22 protein-coding genes are annotated in these 18,311 nt (G+C 46.3%); 20 read left to right on the plus strand and 2 right to left on the minus strand.

What is annotated here, in order from left to right; all coding sequences use genetic code 11:
* Position 1: 1 nt before the first annotated feature.
* The 10 genes from rny to BN1080_RS07015 all read left to right on the plus strand — a co-directional run bounded on the left by rny (position 2) and on the right by BN1080_RS07015 (position 10,334).
* The gene (gene rny / locus BN1080_RS06975; protein WP_052651314.1) at positions 2-1,561 is read left to right on the plus strand and encodes a ribonuclease Y; all 1,560 of its coding nucleotides are present in this window, start codon (positions 2-4) and stop codon (positions 1,559-1,561) included.
* A 66-nt stretch (positions 1,562-1,627) separates the two neighbouring features.
* Positions 1,628-2,425, plus strand: coding sequence for a TIGR00282 family metallophosphoesterase (locus BN1080_RS06980; protein WP_052651315.1), 798 nt, complete (start codon positions 1,628-1,630; stop codon positions 2,423-2,425).
* Between the two features lie 148 nt (positions 2,426-2,573).
* Entirely contained in the window at positions 2,574-2,999 is a 426-nt protein-coding gene (locus tag BN1080_RS06985) for a YlbF/YmcA family competence regulator (protein WP_052651316.1), read from the plus strand.
* Between the two features lie 88 nt (positions 3,000-3,087).
* Positions 3,088-3,231, plus strand: coding sequence for a hypothetical protein (locus BN1080_RS17195; protein WP_199876598.1), 144 nt, complete (start codon positions 3,088-3,090; stop codon positions 3,229-3,231).
* Between the two features lie 145 nt (positions 3,232-3,376).
* A complete protein-coding gene (gene mutS / locus BN1080_RS06990; protein ID WP_052651317.1) occupies positions 3,377-5,902 on the plus strand; it encodes a DNA mismatch repair protein MutS in 2,526 nt (841 codons plus the stop codon).
* A 4-nt stretch (positions 5,903-5,906) separates the two neighbouring features.
* Positions 5,907-7,760, plus strand: coding sequence for a DNA mismatch repair endonuclease MutL (gene mutL / locus BN1080_RS06995; RefSeq protein ID WP_052651318.1), 1,854 nt, complete (start codon positions 5,907-5,909; stop codon positions 7,758-7,760).
* A gap of 52 nt (positions 7,761-7,812) precedes the next feature.
* Positions 7,813-8,733 carry an alpha/beta fold hydrolase gene (locus BN1080_RS07000; protein ID WP_052651319.1) on the plus strand — a complete coding sequence of 307 codons (921 nt, stop codon included), beginning with the start codon at positions 7,813-7,815 and terminating at the stop codon, positions 8,731-8,733.
* Positions 8,726-9,673: a tRNA (adenosine(37)-N6)-dimethylallyltransferase MiaA gene (gene miaA, locus BN1080_RS07005; protein WP_052651320.1), complete on the plus strand. Its 948-nt coding sequence runs from the start codon at positions 8,726-8,728 to the stop codon at positions 9,671-9,673. Before BN1080_RS07000 ends, miaA begins: the two co-directional genes overlap by 8 nt.
* Positions 9,674-9,696: 23 nt before the next feature.
* Positions 9,697-9,921 (plus strand): RNA chaperone Hfq, encoded by a 225-nt coding sequence (gene hfq, locus BN1080_RS07010; RefSeq protein WP_052651321.1) that lies wholly within the window; start codon positions 9,697-9,699, stop codon positions 9,919-9,921.
* 113 nt (positions 9,922-10,034) lie between these two features.
* Complete coding sequence (locus BN1080_RS07015) at positions 10,035-10,334, plus strand: rhodanese-like domain-containing protein (protein WP_052651322.1); 300 nt, start codon at positions 10,035-10,037, stop codon at positions 10,332-10,334.
* A gap of 45 nt (positions 10,335-10,379) precedes the next feature.
* Here the strand turns inward: BN1080_RS07015 and BN1080_RS07020 are convergent, their stop codons facing one another.
* On the minus strand, positions 10,380-10,985 hold the full coding sequence (locus tag BN1080_RS07020) for a trimeric intracellular cation channel family protein (protein WP_052651323.1): 606 nt from the start codon (positions 10,983-10,985) through the stop codon (positions 10,380-10,382).
* Positions 10,986-11,094: 109 nt separating this feature from the next.
* On the opposite strand from BN1080_RS07020, the gene BN1080_RS07025 reads away from it, so the two are divergent.
* The 8 genes from BN1080_RS07025 (at position 11,095) to BN1080_RS07060 (ending at position 16,469) form a co-directional block, all read left to right on the plus strand.
* Positions 11,095-12,327, plus strand: a complete 1,233-nt coding sequence (locus tag BN1080_RS07025; RefSeq protein ID WP_110925594.1) for a methionine gamma-lyase family protein — start codon at positions 11,095-11,097, stop codon at positions 12,325-12,327.
* 121 nt (positions 12,328-12,448) lie between these two features.
* Positions 12,449-12,832, plus strand: coding sequence for a MerR family transcriptional regulator (locus BN1080_RS07030; protein WP_052651325.1), 384 nt, complete (start codon positions 12,449-12,451; stop codon positions 12,830-12,832).
* A gap of 41 nt (positions 12,833-12,873) precedes the next feature.
* Positions 12,874-14,208, plus strand: a complete 1,335-nt coding sequence (gene glnA / locus BN1080_RS07035; RefSeq protein ID WP_052651326.1) for a type I glutamate--ammonia ligase — start codon at positions 12,874-12,876, stop codon at positions 14,206-14,208.
* 106 nt (positions 14,209-14,314) lie between these two features.
* Positions 14,315-14,539, plus strand: coding sequence for a hypothetical protein (locus BN1080_RS07040; RefSeq protein ID WP_052651327.1), 225 nt, complete (start codon positions 14,315-14,317; stop codon positions 14,537-14,539).
* A gap of 124 nt (positions 14,540-14,663) precedes the next feature.
* Entirely contained in the window at positions 14,664-14,870 is a 207-nt protein-coding gene (locus tag BN1080_RS07045) for a hypothetical protein (RefSeq protein ID WP_052651328.1), read from the plus strand.
* Positions 14,871-14,992: 122 nt separating this feature from the next.
* Positions 14,993-15,418, plus strand: a complete 426-nt coding sequence (locus BN1080_RS07050; protein ID WP_052651329.1) for a hypothetical protein — start codon at positions 14,993-14,995, stop codon at positions 15,416-15,418.
* 58 nt (positions 15,419-15,476) lie between these two features.
* Positions 15,477-15,671: a hypothetical protein gene (locus BN1080_RS07055; RefSeq protein ID WP_052651330.1), complete on the plus strand. Its 195-nt coding sequence runs from the start codon at positions 15,477-15,479 to the stop codon at positions 15,669-15,671.
* 66 nt (positions 15,672-15,737) lie between these two features.
* Entirely contained in the window at positions 15,738-16,469 is a 732-nt protein-coding gene (locus BN1080_RS07060) for a class I SAM-dependent methyltransferase (RefSeq protein ID WP_052651331.1), read from the plus strand.
* Between the two features lie 44 nt (positions 16,470-16,513).
* Here the strand turns inward: BN1080_RS07060 and lexA are convergent, their stop codons facing one another.
* Positions 16,514-17,134, minus strand: a complete 621-nt coding sequence (gene lexA, locus BN1080_RS07065) for a transcriptional repressor LexA (protein WP_052651332.1) — start codon at positions 17,132-17,134, stop codon at positions 16,514-16,516.
* A gap of 165 nt (positions 17,135-17,299) precedes the next feature.
* On the opposite strand from lexA, the gene yneA reads away from it, so the two are divergent.
* A complete protein-coding gene (gene yneA, locus BN1080_RS07070) occupies positions 17,300-17,617 on the plus strand; it encodes a cell division suppressor protein YneA (protein ID WP_052651333.1) in 318 nt (105 codons plus the stop codon).
* Positions 17,614-18,267, plus strand: a complete 654-nt coding sequence (locus tag BN1080_RS07075; RefSeq protein ID WP_052651334.1) for a YneB family resolvase-like protein — start codon at positions 17,614-17,616, stop codon at positions 18,265-18,267. Before yneA ends, BN1080_RS07075 begins: the two co-directional genes overlap by 4 nt.
* Positions 18,268-18,311 lie beyond the last annotated feature (44 nt).

Here is an 18,311-nt window from a genome sequence, read left to right on the forward strand (position 1 = left end):
AATGGGGTTTACCGAGATCATCTTCGCTTTGCTTGGTATCATCGTCGGTGCAGTTGTTGGATATGTTGTGTTAAAGAAAGCAAACGACTCCAATATAGCAGGCGCTAAAAATTCTGCGGAGCAAATTATTGAAGATGCAAAACGTGAAGCGGAAGCGTTGAAGAAAGAAGCTTTATTGGAAGCGAAAGACGAAAATCATAAATTGCGTACTGAAACAGAATCTGAAATTCGGGAACGCCGATTAGAACTTCAAAAGCAAGAAAATCGGTTGTTGCAGAGAGAAGAAAATTTGGATCGCAAGGATGATGCATTAAACAAACGAGAAGCGAGTCTTGAACGCAAAGATGAATCGCTTGCAGAAAAACAACAGCATATTGGACAGATGGAAAGCAAAGCTGAAGAATTAGTTCGTCAGCAACAGTCCGAAATGGAACGCATTTCCTCTTTAACCCGCGAAGAAGCCAAATCGATCATCCTCCAGCAAGTTGAAAATGAACTTTCGACGGATATTGCAGTGATGATGAAAGAAACAGAAGCGCGTGCGAAAGAAGAATCGGACAAAAAAGCGAAAAATATCCTGTCATTGGCCATGCAGCGTTTTGCAGCTGACCATGTAGCTGAAACTACGGTTTCAGTGGTCAACTTGCCGAATGACGAGATGAAGGGCCGGATTATCGGACGTGAAGGAAGAAACATCCGTACATTGGAAACGTTGACTGGCATCGATTTAATCATTGATGACACGCCAGAAGCGGTAATCCTGTCCGGTTTTGATCCAATTCGCCGTGAAACCGCTCGATTGGCACTTGAAAAGCTGGTTTCCGATGGCCGTATCCACCCAGCGCGCATTGAAGAAATGGTCGAAAAATCAAGAAGAGAAGTGGATGAGCAAATCCGGGAAATCGGAGAGCAGACAACATTTGATGTCGGCGTCCATAACCTTCATCCAGATTTGATTAAGATCCTTGGCCGTCTCCGTTACCGTACAAGCTATGGACAGAATGTCTTGAAGCACTCTGTCGAAGTAGCGTTTTTGTCCGGGTTAATGGCAGCGGAACTCGGAGAAGATGTGACACTCGCAAGACGCGCAGGTTTGCTTCATGACATCGGTAAAGCGATCGACCATGAAGTCGAAGGCAGCCATGTTGAAATCGGAGTGGAACTTGGAACGAAATACAAAGAACATCCAGTGGTGATCAACAGCATCGCTTCCCATCACGGCGATACAGAAGCGACCTCTATCATTTCGGTGATTGTCGCTGCCGCTGATGCCTTGTCAGCTGCACGTCCAGGTGCTCGAAGCGAAACATTGGAAAATTATATTCGCCGCCTTGAAAAACTTGAAGAGATTTCCGAGTCTTATGAAGGCGTAGAGAAATCATTTGCGATTCAGGCAGGACGCGAAATCCGCATTATGGTTCGTCCGGAACAGATCGATGATATGACTGCACATCGTCTGGCACGCGACATCCGCAAGCGGATTGAAGAAGAACTGGACTACCCGGGCCACATCAAAGTGACCGTGATTCGAGAAACAAGAGCAGTTGAATACGCAAAATAATAGGATAAAGGCTTCGATGAATGTCTATTCAAAGAAGCCTTTTTCTTATGGGAAAAGGTGAACAAAATGAAAGTATTATTTATTGGAGATATCGTCGGTTCAATCGGCAGAGAAGCGCTGGAGTCCTATTTACCGCGTTTAAAAAGAAAATACAACCCGGATGTGGTGATCGCGAATGGTGAAAATGCTGCAGCGGGCCGCGGGATTACGAAAGCCATCTATCAGGATTTGCTCTTCATGGGCGTCGATATGATCACCATGGGCAACCACACGTGGGACCAAAAAGAGATTTTCGATTTTATTGACGAAGTGGATTATTTGATCCGGCCGGCGAACTTTTCGGAGGAGGCCCCTGGACGGGGAATGGCCACAGTGACCAAAAACGGGAAGACGCTTTCGGTCATCAATCTTCACGGCCGTGTGTTCTTGCCGCCGCATGAAGATCCATTCCAAAAAGCGGATGAACTAGTAGAAGAAGCCAAAGCGATTTCTCCGCTTGTCTTCGTTGATTTTCATGCAGAAGCAACAAGCGAAAAAATTGCGATGGGCTGGCATTTGGATGGCCGGGCTTCCGTCGTGGTCGGGACCCATACCCATGTACAGACTGCGGATGCACGCATTTTGCCGAACGGTACGGCTTATATCTCGGATGTCGGCATGACAGGTCCATACGACGAAATCCTCGGGATGACGAAGGAATCGGTGTTGTACCGTTTCAAGACAAATATGCCGACCCGCTTTGAAGTGCCGAAGCGCGGCCGTTCAGTGGTCAGCGGATTTTTTACTGAGCTTGACGACGCAACTGGAAAAGCGGTTTCATTCGAACGCGTATATATCAATGATGACTACCCTTTTAAAGGCTGACCGTTGCGCCTTCTTGTCGATTCTCCGACAATTGGAGCGGCTTCCTTGTAGAGTGGAGTGCTTATTCAGTATAATAAGGTATAAAAATATGGCCACGAATGCTGGAAGGAAGGATACTAGCATCGGCCGAGAAGTGGGTGTCTAAAGAATGGCGTATTCAAAAGAAGAAATTATTGCAAAAGCACGCGAAGTGGCGGATATGATCGCTGAAACAGAAGAAGTGGAATTCTTCAAACGTGCAGAAGCTCAAATAAACGAAAACCAAAAAGTTCGTGAAAAAATTGCCAGCATGAAGAGCTTGCAAAAACAAGCGGTCAATTTCCAGGCGTACGGCAAAGAACGCGCGTTGAATTTGATCGAAAGCAAAATCCAAAAAATCGAAGAAGAAATCGATGCTGTGCCGATTGTCCAAGAATTCAAACAGTCTCAAAGCGATGTCAATGCTTTGCTTCAAATGGTATCGACAGCTATCGCTAACCAAGTAACCAACAACATCATCGTATCGACTGGCGGCGACCTTCTTCGCGGCGAAACAGGATCGCAAGTAAAAAACAGCACGCCAGGCAACTGTTAAAAAGAAAAGCGGAGGTGCCTGCCCAGCTCTGGCAGCCATAAGACAGAACAGCGAAGCGGCGCTCTTTGCCGCACAGCTGGACTGACTTATGGCGGAAGAGCTAGGCACCGGAGTCTGGACAAAGAAAAGCGGAAACGGCCGTTCAGCTCCGAAAGGCATAAGACGGGCTTCCGAAGCGGCGCCTTTTGCCGTACAGGAAGAATGGCTTATGCCCCAAGGAGCTGGCCGTTGAAGTCTAGACAAAAAAAGCGGAAACGCTAAAATCAATGTTAAAAATGAAAAAAGCTGAAAGAGCTTGCTCTTTCAGTTTTTTCTTTTCTCCCTATCTTTTTGCTATAATAGAGGAACGACGAAAAGCTCGCGAAAGAGGTATGAAAATGGCACCTACACCAATGATCCAACAATATTTGCAAGTGAAATCCGAATACCAGGATGCGTTTTTGTTTTTCCGCCTGGGGGATTTCTATGAAATGTTTTACGATGATGCACTTAATGCTTCTCAATTGCTTGAAATTACATTGACGAGCAGAGGCGGCAATGGGGATGAACGCATTCCGATGTGCGGCGTTCCGCATCATGCCGCACAGAATTACATCGACCAATTGATTCAAAAAGGCCATAAAGTGGCCATCTGCGAACAAGTGGAAGATCCGAAACTGACAAAAGGCGTCGTCAAACGGGAAGTAGTACGCCTTATTACGCCAGGCACGCATACGGAAGGAAAGAGCATCGATTCCAAATCCAATCTATTTTTAGCGGCAGCGGATCAATTGCCGGATGGGTTTGCCTTGTCTTATGTGGATATCAGCACAGGTGAAGCGAGAGCTACATACATAACCGGAACTGAAAAAGCGCTGCTTCAGGAATTGCAATCGCTGCAAATCCGTGAGTTGGTTGTATCGAACCAATTGTTCTTGCTGCTTAATGAAGAAGCGCAAGATCTCGTTCTTTCGATTGAGACGATGGATGAAGTCTACCAGGCAGAGGAGCGCCTGCTGGCTGCATGTCCTGAAGACTTGCGGCTCTCGATCCAGCGCTTGCTTTCCTATATTGCGCGAACGCAAAAGCAGTCCCTCGAACACATCCAGGCCTTTTCCTATAGCGAGAGCGGCCAGCTCCTGTCGATAGACTTCCATTCAAAACGGAACTTGGAATTATTGCAGTCGATTCGCGGAGGAGAAACGAAAGGGACCTTGTTATGGCTGCTTGATGATACGGTCACGGCGATGGGCAGCCGGAAACTGAAACAATGGCTGCACCAGCCCCTTGCCAATAAACGGCAAATCGAAAGACGCCAGTTTATGGTTGAATCTTTGATTGAAAAGTATTTTGTGCGGGTTGAACTGCAATCCTTGCTTAAAGAAGTGTATGACCTGGAACGTCTCAGTGGACGCATCGCTTTCGGCAATGCCAGCGGGCGAGACCTTGCCCAGCTGCGCAGTTCATTGGAAAGAGTTCCAGCGATCATCGCGGAACTTCAAAATTCCGGCGATGATGTGCTGCAGGATTTCAGCCGCAAATTGGACCGCTGCGGCGAGGTATGCGAATTGCTGGATGCGATCAGCGAAAATCCGCCGTTGTCTTCTAAAGAAGGCGGGGTCATCCGGGACGGCTACCACGAAAAGCTGGATGAATACCGCTACGCTTCCCGCAACGGCAAAGATTGGATTGCGCAATTAGAGCAGCAAGAGCGCCAGCGGACGGGGATCAAATCGCTGAAAATCGGCTATAACCGGATATTCGGCTATTACATTGAAATTTCCAAAGCGAATATGCATTTAGCCGATCTGGAGCGCTATGAGCGAAAGCAGACATTGGCGAATGCCGAACGCTATATCACACCTGAATTGAAAGAAAAAGAAAGTTTGATCTTAACGGCAGAAGAAGAAAGCTTAACTTTGGAATATGAATTGTTCGTAAAAATCCGTGAAGAAGTAAAGCAGTACATTGCGCGTATCCAAGAACTGGCCGCAACATTAAGCGGACTTGACGTCCTCATGAGTTTTGCGAATGTGGCGGAAAAATACCGCTTTGTAAAGCCCGATTTCAATAGTTCACGAGAAATTTCCATTATCGAGGGACGCCATCCGGTCGTCGAAAAAATGCTGAATAAACAGCATTATGTGCCGAACGACTGCGTCTTGACGAATGACCAAAACATGCTCTTGATCACCGGGCCGAATATGTCCGGTAAAAGTACGTATATGCGCCAAGTCGCTTTAACGATTGTCATGGCGCAAATCGGCTCCTACGTTCCGGCGGAATCCGCAAATTTGCCGATTGTCGACCAGATCTTTACCCGCATCGGGGCAGCGGATGATTTGGTATCCGGGCAAAGTACCTTCATGGTCGAAATGCTCGAATCGCAATATGCGATTACGCATGCGACGGAACGCAGTTTGCTGTTGTTCGATGAAATCGGACGGGGTACATCCACCTACGACGGTATGGCGCTTGCGCAATCGATGATTGAGTATATCCACGAGAACATTGGGGCAAACACGCTGTTTTCTACTCATTATCATGAATTGACGGCACTCGACCAGACGTTGGATAAATTAAGCAATGTCCATGTAGCGGCCATGGAGCAGTCCGGCAAAGTCGTATTCCTGCACAAAGTAAAGAAAGGGCCGGCTGATAAAAGCTACGGGATCCATGTGGCGGAGCTTGCCGAACTGCCGCAGCCGATTCTTTCGCGGGCCCGTGAACTGCTCGTGAGTTTCGAATCAGAGAACAAGAAACACGTCAGCGAAGTGGAGCAATTGTCATTTTTTGATGATCGCGATACCGAAAGCGAAGAAGTGCTTCAAGCGATAGCTGATGCCAATATCGCAGCTATGACGCCGTTGCAGTCGCTTCAATTATTGAATGATCTGCAAGTGAAATTAAGCAAGAAGGGGTGAGGATATGGGGATTATTCGATTAATGGACGAGCCGTTATCAAACAAAATAGCAGCAGGTGAAGTGGTCGAAAGGCCCACATCCGTCGTCAAAGAATTAGTTGAAAATGCCATCGATGCTGGAAGTACCGCCATTGAAGTTCTTCTGACGGAAGCGGGTCTGACTTCCATCCAAATCGTCGATAATGGCGCCGGCATGGATTCAGAAGATGCGCTCCTGTCATTTTCACGACACGCCACCAGCAAAATTGCGAACGAACATGATTTATTCCGCATCCGGACGCTTGGCTTCCGGGGCGAGGCGTTAGCGAGTATCGCTTCGGTTTCCAAAGTGACGCTCCATACGTCAAACGGCGAATCCGGCACGTATGTGCACATGGAAGGCGGCCGTTTGATCGAACACCGGGCAGGGGCGCTCCGAAAAGGAACCGATATTCAAATCGACCAATTGTTTTTCAATACGCCCGCCCGTTTGAAATACATGAAAACCTTGCAGACAGAACTCGGGCATTCCATTGATCTGATGAACCGCTTCGCTTTAAGCTATCCGGGCATTTCATTTAAATTGTCGCATGATGGACGGATGATTCTTCAAACATCGGGCAGCGGCGACATCAAACGGGTGATATCGGATATTTACGGCGTTTCCATTGCGAAAAAAATGATTCCGTTTGAAGGCGAATCGCATGACTACAAGATATCGGGTTATGCTTCACTTCCCGAAATCACCCGTGCCAATAAAAATTACATTTCGCTATTCGTAAACGGGCGATGGGTCAAGCATTACGCAATTGCGAACACGGTCCATAAAGCCTATCACACGTTTTTGCCGTTGGAGCGGCAGCCCATCGTCGTCATGAACATTGAAGGCGATCCTTATTTGACCGATGTCAATGTACATCCTGCGAAGCAGCAGATCCGGCTCAGCAAAGAAAAAGAATTGATGGAATTGATCCATGCCACCATTCGCGGGACCATTTCTTCTGCCGTCCGGGCACCGGTCATCGAAAAGCCGAAAGCACCGAAACAAACCCCTTCCAAGCAGCTGGATATTTGGAAATCCTCGTTTACCGTCAAAGAAGCGGTGGAGGAACTGCGTGGAAAAGAAGATCCGATTTTTGCGGAAGCTTCGCCTATTAAAGAATCGGTTCATCCTCCGGCGGAAGAAAGAAAAGTGGCCGAAACCACGCCTTTTGAAACACTGGAAGAAAAGCTGTACGATGAACAGCCGGAAATGCCTCCAGCCGGACCCGAATTCGAAGAAGACACGAGCCCGCAATTTCCCGAGCTTGAAGTAGTGGGCCAGATCCATGGCACCTATATCGTGGCGCAAAGCGATGACGGGTTTTATTTGATCGATCAGCATGCGGCGCAGGAACGGATCAAATATGAATTTTTCCGGGAGAAAGTCGGTGATATCGATGCCGGGGAACGGCAGGCGCTATTACTGCCACTGACGTTCCATTACAGCCGGGACGAAGCGCTGCGCTTAAAAGACAGCTTAGACCTTTTGGCTGAAAGCGGGGTCTTTTTAGAAGAATTTGGCGATAAGTCTTTCATTGTCCGGGAGCATCCGACTTGGTTCCCTTCCGGATTTGAACAGGAAGTCATTGAAGAGTTGATCGAACAAGTGCTGGATGAACGAAAAGTGGATGTGAAGAAATTGCGGGAAGATGCCGCGATCATGATGAGCTGCAAACGTTCCATCAAAGCGAACCATTATCTTCAAAAGCATGAGATGGAACGGCTGCTGGCCGATTTGAAAAATGCAGAGCAGCCATTCACTTGTCCGCACGGACGTCCGGTCATTATCCATTTTAAAACATATGATGTAGAAAAAATGTTTAAACGCGTGATGTAATCGGATATAGAAAATGAATGCCGTACATCTTATTCTCGGGAGGGGTCATGCATTGAAAATTACGAAGAATTTTATCCGGGCAAGTGATCGCGTAGAAATTTACTACGAAATTTATGAACCGGAAAACCCGGTTGCCCATGTCCACATCATTCATGGCATGGCGGAACATTTCGGGCGCTACGAAGAATTTGCCCGCTTTTTGGCGAATCATGGCTTTGTTGTTTCAGGACACGATCAACGCGGGCACGGACAGACGGCGAGACGGAACGGCACACAAGGCTTCTTTGCTGATTTCGATGGCTTCAACCGTATTGTAGAAGATGCCGGTGAAGTAGTGAAAGGTGTCCAATCTCAAATCGGCGAACTGCCATTCATCCTCTTCGGCCATAGCATGGGCTCTTTCGTCGCAAGGCGCTATATCCAATTGCACAGCGATGAAATAGCGAAAGCTGTGATATCCGGCACCGGGGGAGACCCGGGTGTCGCAGGAAAAGCGGGGCTTTTATACGCTTTGGCCGCTGCAAAGTTTTCCGGGAAAGAAGCCGTCAGCCCGACGCTTGGCAAACTGACTTTCGGCAGTTTCATCAAACCGTTCAAAGACGAAGGATCGTTATTTGCCTGGCTCAGCCGGGATAAGGAAGCGGTCGAGAAATACGAAAATGACCCGATGAGCGGACAGCCTTCGACCAATCAATTTTATGTGGATTTGTTCCACGGGTTGAGTATGATCCATAAAAAAGCGGAAATCGATAAAATACGCAAAGATTTGCCCATGCTCCTCATCAGCGGCGCAGAAGATCCGGTTGGAGACAGCGGCAAAGGGGTGTTCGCAGCAGCCAAACAATATCAAGAAGCCGGCATGACCAACGTGAAATTGTATTTAGCCGAAGGCGGCCGGCATGAATTGCTGCATGAAACCAATAAACAACAGCATTTTGACACCTTAGTAGAATGGATGGGAAACAATGATTGATGTAATGGCCATTGTCGGACCGACTGCGTCCGGCAAAACGGCACTGAGTTTGGAACTGGCAAAGCGGCACAACGGGGAAGTCATCAACGGCGACTCGATGCAAGTTTATCGCGGACTGTCGATTGGCACCGCTAAAATCGAAGCACATGAAATGGATGGGGTAGTCCATCACTTGTTGGACATCAAGGATCCGGAAGAACCCTTTTCTGTTGCGGAGTACCAGCAATTGGTCAGAGAGAACATTTCGGAAATAAAATCGCGCGGCAAATTTCCCATTATCGTCGGCGGTTCCGGCCTCTATGTCCAAGCTGTGCTTTTCGACTACCGCTTTTCGGAGCAGCAGGCGGATGAAGAACTTCGCGGGAAATTGGCTGAAGAACTAAAGCAGAGAGGCCCTTTGGCCATGCATCAAAAATTGCTAGCCCTTGACCCGGAGGCGGATATTCATCCGAATAATACACGCAGAGTGCTGCGTGCCATTGAAATCAATATGGGCGGCCAGGCGAAGGAAGAGCGGACCAAGGCATTGTCTCCGATGTACAACGAACTGATTGTCGGTTTGGATATTCCAAGACCGGTCTTATATGAACGGATCAACGACCGCGTCGATGCCATGCTCCAAAAAGGGCTGCTGGATGAAGTGAAAGGGCTGTACGACCGCGGCATTCGCGAGGCCCAGTCGGTTCAAGCAATTGGCTATAAAGAAATTCTTGCTTATTTTGACGGGAAACTTGCACTGGATGAGGCCGTCAGCAAAATCAAACAAAATTCCAGAAAGTATGCAAAACGGCAATTTACGTATTTTAAAAACAAATTGCCGATCTTTTGGATTGATGCTTTAGCAGCCGATGAAAAAAAGCTGGCAGAAATTGAAGCGATGATGCAGGAAAATGAACGGGGCCGTCGAATAGAGCTAATAGCACGGCAAATCACAGAGTAGGGTTTATTCTAAGGGGGATATTCATGAAACCAGTCAACATTCAAGATGTCTATTTAAATCAGCTGCGTAAAAATAATATTTTTGTCACCGTCTTTTTACTGAATGGCTTCCAACTAAAAGGAACCATCAAATCTTATGATAATTTTACGGTGCTGGTTGAAACGGAAGGCAAACAGCAATTGATCTACAAGCATGCCATTTCGACGTTCTCGCCTGCAAAACCCGTGAACATCGAACATCAAGAATAAGCGATTAGCCAGCCGGAGCGACCCGGCTGGTTTTTTCATTTGACAGAAGCGGAAGGGGGGTATACCCTTTTTAAGTAGCTTAAACTTACACAGTTAACAGGAGGAAATAAGCCTTGAAATCCATTACAACAGATGAATTGCAGGAAATCGTCGAACGCGGCGAAGAAATTTACTTGATAGATGTGCGTGAAAACGAAGAAGTGGCTTATGGCATGGTACCCGGAGCGAAGCACATTCCGCTCGGGCAGCTGCCAGAACGGCTAGATGAACTGGAGGCAGGTACGGCTGTCCACGTCATCTGCAAAGCTGGCGGAAGAAGTGCGATGGCATGCGACTTTTTGGAAGCAAACGGCATTGAAACTGTTAATATTGAAGGCGGCATGATGAACTGGAACGGGGAAGTCATCGCTTAAAGAGAAAACAAGCCATGCAGCTGAAAGCCGCATGGCTTGTTTTTTTTACGGCAGCTGAATTTTTCTGGACGGCAGCCGCCATTTATACGTATAAGACAGGATGCGCAAAATGGTGATGGCAAGGAACAGCCCGTACAAGACAGCATCTGAGCGAATCATGTCGATGCTGATCAAGATGCCTGCAATGGCCGCCCACAGCGCATAGATTTCCGCTTTCAAGACGAGCGGCTTTCTACCTGCCAATAAATCACGGATCATGCCGCCGCCGGAACCGGTTAAAATGGCGGCTACCATGACAGCGATAATCGGCATGTCCAAATCAACAGCATATAACGCGCCTTGTACAGCAAATGCCGACAAGCCGATTGCATCAAAGAAATTGCCCCACCTGCTCCACGGTCCGAGCAATTTATGCGGGAAAAGAAAAACGATGGTAATCGAAATGGCTGCTAATTGGAACATCATTTCCTGTTCCCACAGAGCGGAAACGGGAACGCCAATCAGTAAATTGCGGATCGCCCCTCCACCGAACGCGGTAACGACTCCGAGAAGATAAACGCCAAAAATATCATATTCTTCTTCCATTGCGATAATCGCACCGGAAATGGCAAACGCGACGGTCCCGATTGCACTTAAAACTTCCCAAGCCATTGCACTGATCCTCCCCGAAAAACTAACTCTATGAATTGTATCAGAGTTTGACGCAATTTCAAGTTTCGCGTCATAATGGATAGGGCATTAAAAAAGAATGGAGATTAACATGCAGACAACAATCCGATCAATAGAAGAAACCATCCAAAAAGAGCTGCGGCATGCAGACGACATTGCTTACTTGAACCAGAAAAAAGTATTGGATGCTTTCCACCGGCAAAAAGTGAGCGACCATCATTTCCATCCTTCTACAGGCTACGGCTATGACGATGAAGGGCGGGATACATTAGAACGGGTCTATGCCGACGTATTTAAAGCGGAAGCTGCTTTGGTCCGGCCGCAAATCATTTCCGGAACCCACGCAATCACCATTGCGCTGTTCGGTATGCTGCGCCCGGGGGATGAATTGATGTACATTACCGGGAAACCTTATGACACACTGGACTCCATTGTGTCAGGGGGCAAAAAAGATACAGGGTCTTTAAGAGATTTCGGCATTGGCTATCAGCACATCGATTTGACTTCAAAAAATGAGGTGGATTGGCCAGCTGTCGAGCAAAAGATTTCTGGAAAAACGAAAGTGATTGCGATCCAAAGATCAAGGGGATACGACACGCGCCCTTCTTTCACAGTTGATCAAATTGAAGAAATGGTTCGTCGTGTCAGAACGATTAAAGAAGATGCCGTTATTTTTGTGGACAATTGCTACGGCGAATTTGTCGAAGAGCGGGAACCGATTGAAGCGGGGGCAGACCTCATTGCCGGTTCGTTAATTAAAAATCCGGGGGGCGGAATGGCGAAAATCGGCGGCTATATTGCCGGAAAAGCAGATTTAGTCGAAAAATGCGGTTACCGGATGACTTCACCGGGTATAGGAGGAGAGGCAGGAGCTTCATTGAATGCCTTGCCGGATATGTACCAAGGGTTTTTCATGGCTCCCCATATCGTATCGCAAGCATTAAAAGGCGCGATTTTTACGTCAGCCCTATTAGAATCGGTGGGCATGGAAACGACGCCGCATTATTCGGCGCCGCGGACCGACCTCATTCAGTCCGTTTCTTTTAAAACAGCTGAACAGATGATCGCTTTTTGCCAAACGATCCAAAACAGTTCTCCGGTGAATGCGCAATTCAAGCCGGAACCCGCTTATATGCCAGGATATGAAGACGATGTCATCATGGCAGCCGGAACATTTGTCCAAGGCTCAAGCATCGAACTTACAGCAGACGGCCCGATTCGGCCGCCCTATACCGCTTTCGTGCAAGGTGGATTAACTTATGAACATGTAAAAATTGCTGTGTTGAATTCAATCGCAGCTTTAGAAGAAGCTGGTCTTTTATAAGTGTTCCTGCACTTGAAAGAGTGCAGGAATATTTTTATGTCAGGTAATGTAACATGTGATTGACAACTTTCCTGACGTGTCTTATACTGAAAGAGTAGTAAAACTGAAAAGGGTGAAAACAATGACGAATCGGGTTCGTCGGACGATGCCGCTTCTGCCCATCAGCATTGTGATGCAGCTGACAGAATTGACTGCGCGCCAGATCCGCTATTACGAAGAGCATGAATTGATCAGCCCAGCCCGCACAGAAGGCAATAAACGCATGTTCTCATTGAATGATGTCGATACGCTGCTCGAAATTAAAGAGTATCTGGAGCAGGGATTGAATATGGCGGGGATCAAGAAAATCTATAACCTGAAAGACCAACCAGAAAACGAAAAGGCTGAACCCAAAAATATCAGCGACGCAGAATTGCGCAGAATTTTAAGGGAAGAAATGCAGCAGCTTCGCTCTTATGAACGCGGAGGCTTACGGCAAGGTGATTTATCTCGCTTTTTCAAATGAGGCGAGTGAATATAAAACTTACATAGGAGAGTGGAAAGAAGATGAGCAAGTATACTAAAGAAGACATTAAGCGATTAGTGAAAGAAGAAGAAGTCAACTTTATCCGTTTACAGTTTACAGACATTCTCGGCGTAATCAAAAATGTTGAAATTCCGACTTCTCAATTGGACAAAGCACTCGACAACAAAATGATGTTTGACGGTTCTTCTATCGATGGATTCGTTCGCATCGAAGAATCAGACATGTACTTGTTCCCTGACCTGGATACGTGGGTTGTATTTCCGTGGATTACAGGAAAAGGGAAAGTAGCCCGTTTAATCTGCGACATCTACCGTGCAGATGGAACTCCGTTTGAAGGAGATCCGCGCAACAACTTAAAACGCGTTCTGAAAGAAATGGAAGAAATGGGCTTCACGCATTTCAATCTAGGGCCAGAGCCGGAATTCTTCTTGTTCAAATTGGATGCAAGCGGAGAGCCTTCTCTTGAATTAAACGACAACGGCGGATACTTCGACTTGGCACCGATGGACCTTGGCGAAAACTGCCGCCGCGACATCGTATTGGAATTGGAAGAAATGGGCTTTGAAATTGAAGCTTCCCACCACGAAGTGGCTCCAGGACAGCACGAAATCGATTTTAAATACGCAGACGCCATCAAAGCTTGCGACGATATCCAAACATTTAAATTAGTGGTGAAAACGATTGCCCGTAAACATGGCCTGCATGCTACTTTCATGCCAAAACCGCTTTTCGGCGTCAACGGTTCAGGAATGCATATGAACGTTTCGTTGTTTAAAGACAAAGTGAATGCCTTCCTCGATGAAGACGGCGAATTGAAATTGAGCGAAACAGCTTACCAGTTCCTAGCGGGAATTTTAGAGCATGCCCAAGGATTTACAGCTGTTACGAACCCGACGGTCAACTCTTACAAGCGTTTAGTTCCAGGATACGAAGCACCGTGCTACGTGGCTTGGTCTGGCCAAAACCGCAGCCCGTTGATCCGCATCCCAGCTTCCCGCGGCTTGTCGACTCGCGTAGAAGTCCGTTCAGTTGACCCATCGGCGAACCCTTACTTGGCAATGGCAGTTCTTTTGAGTGCGGGCCTTGACGGCATTAAAAAGAAACTGGAAGCACCGAAGCCGGTTGACCGCAATATCTATGCTATGAACAAAAAAGAGCGTGAAGCAGTAGGCATCAAAGATCTTCCGCCGACATTATATGCTGCATTGCAAGAGCTTCAAAATGACGAAGTCATGACAAAAGCTCTTGGAAGCCATATCTTGAACAATTTCGTCGAAGCGAAAGAAATCGAATGGGACATGTTCCGCATCGCTGTGCACCCATGGGAGCGCGAGCAATATCTCAAAATGTATTAATCAGTTCGGCTGCAGGGGCTTTAAAGCTCTTGCAGTTTTTTTATTTTACAAAAGAAGGAGGAAAGGGCAAGCTGCATCCAGAACTTTTTAATAAGGAGGTGAGCTGATGCCTAAATTTGTGATCCAATACTTTTTGGAAAAAGGGCTGGCTGTTGAACGGACAGTTGAAGCCGCTAGCCGTGATCAAATAGCTGATATGGCACTTTCAGAAAAAATTGTCCGTTTTGAAGACAATTTTGAGGAATTGAATCTTTTTAACAAAGAGGACGTAAAGTTAGTGAAGATTAAGAATTACACTGAACCGGTCACCACTTCGCGAAGAGGGGGATAATAAAGCGGGAACTAAGGGTTATAAGCTTAACATTCAGGGTATTAGTAAAATAGGCTTTCTAAATTTAATGATCCGTACTGAGTTTTCTTTGAAAGCGCAAGGAAAATTTTGTGGGGGTGATTAGATGAAAAAAATTCAAGGGATTGAAAATCTTTTAATATACTTGAATTCAAAAGAATGCCCAATGACTGAAGCGCAAATCCGAAATTTGATAACCCTGCGGACAATACCGCACAGCCAGCCTTTTGGCGACATGTTGATATTTGACAAAGATCATATCGACTGGTGGGTAACTGAACAGAGGAACCAACTCAGTAGGTTAACAGAATAGACCGCAATCCACCCGATGCCCAGCCTTGAAAAGTGACTGGCATCGGGGTTTTGCCTTTTCTGTAACTTTTGATGGAGTTATGCGTCTTATTTAGCAGTACGGAAACAATGGAGGAATGGCGAATGCGCTTTTTAAAATATTTTCTTGTATTTGCAATCATTTTGGCGGCGGCAGGCATTGGCGTTTATTATGTCGGCACAAATATCGCTTCGGATAAAATCGTGGAAGAAGCCACGAGCGAACTTGCAGAGAGCGGAAAAATGGATGAAATCAAAACCTATGTAGAAAAAGACCCGCAATTGTCAGGATATATTGAAGAGGCTAAAGAAGCGGAAGGCCGTGATCTGCCTATCAAGACTAAAGGCGAGGCGACTCGTGTATTAATCCAAAAAGTGGGCATCAGTGAATTGAAAACGATGCAGTCGGAAGTGAAAAAAGGCACTATGACCCAGCAGGAAGCGATTCAAAAGCTCGAAACCCAATTAAGCGAAGAAGAGATGCTTGCGCTGAAAGTTCTCGCTTACAAAGAATTATATAAACAGCAATAAGCAGAAGGCTGTGTTAAACTGGTAAAAGAGTTCAAATGACACAGTTTAGGAGGCCTTCATGAAAACATTCCAAGTCGAATTTTATTTTGATCAAGGCAATACCATTGTGCAAAATGTAAAAGGAACCGACCGCGAATCTGCATTGAACAAAATCCCGTCTAATGGCACGTATGAGATGGTCGATGAAGTGACCGGAAAACTTTACCGCATCACCATCAATCTTGTCAAATATATAGTTGTCACTGAAATTTAACGTTTAGGCATCCTTCATTTGAAGGATGCCTTTTCCATGCGGAAATAACTTGAAGGAGTGATTGGAATGATTTATAAAGGGCCGAGTGCATACAATGAGGAAAGCTTTCTGGAAAATTATTTAAAGCGGCGCAACCGGGAGGAAAGCCCGAATAATGCGATTGAAAAACCGATACTGATGGAACTTATCCAGACGGTAAAGGGGCAGGAAGTATTGGACTTAGGATGCGGAGATGCGGCATATGGATTGGATTTGATGGAAATAGGGGCGAGGAGCTACACAGGAATTGAAGGATCAAAGCAGATGGCTGAACTCGCGAAAAAAACAACAGCCGGATCGGGCATTCAAATAATAAACGAATCGCTTGAAGCCGCCGATTTTGGAAATGGCATCTATGATTTGGTGACGTCGCGTTTTGTCGTCCATTATCTTCTTGACATTGAAAGCCTATTTGCAAAAGTCCATGCCTCGCTAAAGGAAAAAGGGCGCTTCATTTTCAGCATTCAGCATCCGCTGACCACCTCTTCTTTCAAAAGCAAAGCGCAAGGAGGCAAAAGAGAAGATTGGATCGTGGATGATTATTTTATCGAAGGTGAACGGAATGAGCCTTGGGTGAGGGAAACGATCCGAAAATACCACTGGACGACCGAACATTACATAACGGCCCTGCTGGCTGCTGGATTTCAGCTTCAAGCGTTGAGAGAAGGAAAACCGGAAAGAAGCCGCTTTGCGACAAAAGAGGAATATGACAGAAGGACGCGCGTCCCTATCATGCTGATCTTTTCCTGTGAAAAATGAACGAGACGAAAAAAAGAGCTGAGAATTTTTTCTCAGCTCTCTTTTTAATGTAGTTGGCGGTATACGCCGACTACTTTTCCTAGAATCGAAACTTGTTCCACGATGATCGGGTCCATCGAAGAGTTTTCAGGCTGTAGGCGGAAAAAGCCTTCTTCTCTGAAAAAGCGCTTTACAGTCGCTTCATCTTCGGCGGTCATCGCCACAACGATGTCTCCGTTGTTTGCGGTCTGCTGCTGTCTGACGACGACATAGTCGCCGTTCAGGATGCCTGCTTCAATCATACTTTCACCCATGATCTCGAGCATGAAAATGTGATCGTCTTCCGTACCATAGGATTGAGGAAGAGGGAAATACTCTTCAACATTTTCTATCGCTGTAATCGGCAATCCTGCTGTTACTTTACCAATTAACGGGACATGAAGCACAGGGCTTTTGTCGATTAATGCATCTTCAGTGCTGATAATTTCAATCGCTCTCGGTTTTGTTGGATCTCGGCGGATCAAGCCTTTGCTTTCAAGCCGCGCTAGATGTCCATGGACAGTCGAACTGGATGCCAAACCAACTGCTTCTCCGATTTCCCGTACGGAAGGCGGATAGCCTTTAGCCCGGACCTCGTCTTTTATAAATGTCAAAATATCTTCCTGCCGTTTTGATACTTTTTTCAACAGTTTCACCTCTTTTTAGTTGTTCAGTATGTTTTCTACCATAAGTATACCAACTTGGGATATGAAATGCAAACATAGGTTCGAATTTATTTGTTGACAAAAACACCTGTTCGCATTAATATAAGAACATATATTCCGAACACACATTCCTAGGAGGCGGTTCACATGACATTCATCCAAAAAAATTCTTATCTTGCAGCATTTTTCCTATTAGTTCTGCTAGTATCTATTTATACGATTTTTTCATACAACAGCAACGAAGCGACAACGAGCCAAGTGGAAGTTAAAGAAGGCGACACGCTATGGACGCTGGCTGAATCGTTCAGCGGCGATATCCCACACCATGAATGGATAGAGGAAATTATGCAGCAAAATGGATTAGAGACCCCAAAAATTGTCGTTGGCCAATCGATTAAGATTCCAAGCGATCAACTTAAGTATGCCCCAGATGAAACTGTTAAGCTGGCAGGTGATGCGGAATGAAAAAATCTGCATTAATTTATTGCCGTGTCAGCACCACGAAAGACACCCAAGAAACTTCGCTAGAACGGCAAGAAGAGGAGCTGCTCAAATTTGCATTTGAGCAGTCCTACAGTGTAGAAGAAATTTTCTCGGACCAGCACAGCGGCTATGAAATGGACCGTGAAGGCTTATTAGAGATGCTCAATTGCATCAAGACCGGCAAATTTGATGCTGTGTTTATCCAAGATGAAACACGATTAGGGAGAGGGCATGCCCGCATTGCGCTCTTGCATGTAATGAAAAAATACGGCGTCGAAGTTTATACATTATCCGACAGAGGCCCCATCGCACTGAACGATATGGATGACATGGTCCTGGAGATTCTCGCGATTGTCGAGGAGTATCAGCGGAAAATACATAATGCCAAGATCAAACGCGGCATGAAGCGTGCGGTCGAAAACGGCTATAAGCCAGAAAAGAACTTGAAAGGGAAAGGAAATCCGGAAGGGCGGGAACGCCTGGATCTCCCAATCGAGCAAATTGTCAGCTTGAAAGAAAACGGTTTAACTTTCCATGAAATCGCTGTGACATTGCAAGGCTTCGGCTACCAGGCGAGCAAAGCGACTGTCCACCGGCGCTATAAAGAATTTGAAAGCCTGAAACAAGGCTAATCTATTGCAGAAACTGCCCTTGTTTTGTACGATATGATAGAAGA

Origin of the sequence: Planococcus massiliensis, assembly GCF_000821325.1 — a bacterium.
Taxonomy (GTDB): Bacteria; Bacillota; Bacilli; order Bacillales_A; family Planococcaceae; genus Planococcus; species Planococcus ruber.